Source organism: Micromonospora sp. NPDC006431 (assembly GCF_042870725.1).
Taxonomy (GTDB): domain Bacteria; phylum Actinomycetota; class Actinomycetes; order Mycobacteriales; family Micromonosporaceae; genus Micromonospora.
On record NZ_JBIAHQ010000069.1, the window covers coordinates 1 to 3,142 of the forward strand.

Genomic DNA, 3,142 nt, shown 5'->3' on the forward strand with positions numbered 1-3,142 from the left:
CATGATCGGCAGGCGGCTGCGTCCACTTCGCACACCCCGCACACCCCCACCGCATCCCGCCAGGTCAGACCGCCAATGGCGGCTGCCGTACTAGGGGCAGGCGATGCCCCGCAGCGGGTGGGCGGTGACACACACGCCCACGACACTGCAGTCGCCCTCCGCGTACTGGATCTGAGAGCCATGTATGGCCCAAAGGCGATAATCACCGCCGAGCAGAAGGGTGGAAACAAGAAGGGGCCGGACCTGGTCTGTTGGAACTGCGCGCAGATTGCTTCTGGGAACAAGGTCCGGGAGGTCTGGGTTTGGGAGTTCAAATCTGCCAATCAGTCCGCCGCCAGTGCACGGGAGAGCCTGGAGAGCGGCATGGCGGTGGCTGCAGCGGATCCAATGAGGCTGGGTCGGACGGTGAAAGCCGGCCCTTCCTTCGCCGGACCCCGCACTAGTGTGGTGCCGAACACGCCCAATCAGGTTGTGACCGTGTATTCCGATCAGACCCGAAACCCCAAGGAGAACGGCCTCGAGTGGTACACGGTCGAGGACGAAGGGATGCCGGTTTCCCGTAAAGACCCTCGCTGGGCAGAGGGGCAAGCCGCTGCAGAGGCGGCCGCTATCGCCAACTATGCATCCAATAAGCACCGACAGCGCCTTGCCGCCGATAAGCCCGTGCAGGACGACCCAGTCACCGGGTGGGCCATTGCCGGTGGGTTTGGAGTGATTGCGGCCGGTGCTTGCGCGATCGGAGGGTGCGCAGGATTCCTGTCTGGGCTTATAGGAGCCGCAGCCAAAGGAAGCCGCAGCACCCCAGGGAAGAAGGGCGATTATGAGCTAGTCGGGTAATCTAGGCATCAGGAGACGCAAAAGACGATGTAAGTTCCGCCGGTAGTAGTGCGGGGTGGCGGCGCGCTGGGCCACCCCGCACTGACAACTGACCAGCGCTTCCTTAGGCACGTGACGGCTTTCAGGGAGGGGCCTTGATGGACAAGTCCTTCGTCGGGCAGTGGCCAAGCAGCTCGGAGCAATGGGTGCCGACGCTACTGCAACTGACGGCTCATTTGAAAGAGGGCGGAGGCGGCGGCGCGGCCCTCCGTAGGTGGTTCGAAATTGGCTTTGACTCGCTAGGCGGCGAACTCCGAAGCAACGTCTTGGACATGGCTCACAACCAGGCGAGCCAGGCGGTCGGACCGGTGAAGGGGATCAGCGCAGCTCTCTTCTCTGGTCATCTTGGCTCGACGGGATATCAGGAGCGCCGACGAGAATACTCGCCCTCGACCTGGCAGGAATTCCTCGCAGAACTGGAAAATCTGCCGCGTATGGCCTCACTTGAGCTGTTTGCATTGAACAGCAATGGCATGCCAGTTAACCCATCAATGCTAATTTCATCGCAACGCTTTGGGCATGCAGGAGAATGGCTGACCCTGGCGATCATGATCAAGCCTCAATTGCAACCCGACGACGGGCGATGGCCGCCCGCTCTCGACCTCTTGAAACGCACCGCAGAGACTGTTGAGGTCAGTCACGGATCAATATCATTTTTGGATTCAATCTTCAGCACGCCGCTTGAACTCGCCCTCCATATGCCATCTGAAGATGCGATTCCTCGATCTCGTAAATTACTCCGAGGCTATGGATGGATCACCATCCTCGGCGAGGAAATGGGGACCCGATTGGGCGGGGAAACTGGATTGCGGAATACGGGCGCGTTTGCCGAGGTTGCCCATCTCTCTAACGGTGGCTTTTGGCTGAAGGCGACGTCATTTCTGGGTGCGTATCGAGGGCCGCAGGCGGAAAAGGTGCGTTCAGTTCTGGCGCCACTGCTACCAAATGCCGGATACGTTAAGTAAGCCTTTCCAGGCTGCGGGTGCTGGCCGCGGCGGTTGCGGGTGGCCGATAGGGCGGTGAGGCGAGGCTCCCAGCAAGACAGCAATCGACCAAGAAGGGTCCCTTGCCAGGAGCCTCCGCGCGCTGGTCGATCGCGGCTCGGGCCGGGCGAAACCGGAGGTGATCAGCGCACATCTCTTCGTCGAGCATCGCCAGGCTCCACGAAGGCCAGCATTCGGACAGTTCTGATATCCCACATCGCCTTGGTCGTGGTCCTCAAGCGCTCGGCAACTCGATCGGTCCCGCCCCGTCCGGTCCAGTCCGCCCCGGTGGCTCCCACGCGTGGCTCCCAGACTGTCGGCTTGGAAATTGTCGATCTCCGGCCGTCAGTCGGGTTGGCGGCCTGGTCTCGTCGGTCTCTCGTGGCCTCGGCTAACCCCTGCTGTCCTGGCCGAATGGCACGCCGCAGACCTCTGCCTTGCAAAGATCAAGACTCCTGTCGGCCTGCGTCGCTCGCGAAGCCGTCGCAGCCTGCGGAGGTACTGTCAGGAGGAGGCTACGGGGCAGTCCTTCTGACATTTTCGATACGTGATCCGATTTTCCAGGTCCGGATCACCGACATAGTAGTTGACGGTTAAACCGCCGTCCGACCTCTCCCATCTCAAGGTGTAACGCCCGCCGTTGACGCTGCCGGCAAGAACGTCGACGTCAATACCGATGTCGTGCATTCGGCCCGGATTACCCAGAAACCAACGACCTTCCGCCGGTAGCTTGTCTCGCCCCGGCTCGAATCCCGGCGGAAGATCCTCCGGAAACGCATCAAACATGTGATGCGGCAAGTTCGTGGCCGTGAACAGGTGGTCCGACTTGAAGACCAGAACTGAGTCGTCCCGCTCTTCGATCCACGTCCCCACCAGCTCCGATTCCGTCATGGGAATCGGCTCTTCGGCAGCAGGCGCCCTAGGACCAGGGACCGCGCATCCGACAAGCATCACAACGGCTCCGAAGATAGCGAGCGAACCGCGTTGAGAGGTTTCCTGCCATGGATCACGCGCAGTTGGCATTTTGGCAGGGTAGCCGCCAGCTGCAAGTGCATCAATGTGACGGCGTTAGGCGGAACCAGCCTTGCCAGCGGATCTCCTCGTCGGGCAGTCGTAGACCGTCCAGCCTCCCGGGACGGGGACAAGGTGGAGCGCCCTACCGGAACGACCTTGGCCCCGTCCGGGAGGCAGAAGCAAAGCAAAGTTAGTTGATCTTTGTTTGGCCTGGTGAGGTGTGCGCTTACGGGTCGGCCCAGGGGTGGTGAACAGGCACGGCCTTCCTA

General features: G+C 61.4%; 3 protein-coding genes. 2 read left to right on the plus strand and 1 reads right to left on the minus strand.

Features of this window, described 5'->3' with window-relative positions; translation table 11 throughout:
- The first annotated feature begins 117 nt into the window (after window positions 1-117).
- Both ACFYM6_RS36055 and ACFYM6_RS36060 read left to right on the plus strand, forming a co-directional pair.
- A complete protein-coding gene (locus ACFYM6_RS36055; protein WP_387282009.1) occupies window positions 118-837 on the plus strand; it encodes a hypothetical protein in 720 nt (239 codons plus the stop codon).
- A 137-nt stretch (window positions 838-974) separates the two neighbouring features.
- On the plus strand, window positions 975-1,841 hold the full coding sequence (locus tag ACFYM6_RS36060; RefSeq protein ID WP_387282011.1) for a hypothetical protein: 867 nt from the start codon (window positions 975-977) through the stop codon (window positions 1,839-1,841).
- Window positions 1,842-2,363: 522 nt separating this feature from the next.
- On the opposite strand, the gene ACFYM6_RS36065 is transcribed toward ACFYM6_RS36060, so the two are convergent.
- Window positions 2,364-2,750, minus strand: a complete 387-nt coding sequence (locus ACFYM6_RS36065) for a hypothetical protein (RefSeq protein ID WP_387282013.1) — start codon at window positions 2,748-2,750, stop codon at window positions 2,364-2,366.
- Between the last annotated feature and the right edge of the window lie 392 nt (window positions 2,751-3,142).

Coding starts and splice junctions, on each gene's coding strand:
- ACFYM6_RS36065 (WP_387282013.1), bottom strand. CDS start 2,750: ATGACGGAATCGGAGCTGGTGGGGACGTGGATCGAAGAGCGGGACGAC.
- ACFYM6_RS36060 (WP_387282011.1), top strand. CDS start 975: ATGGACAAGTCCTTCGTCGGGCAGTGGCCAAGCAGCTCGGAGCAATGG.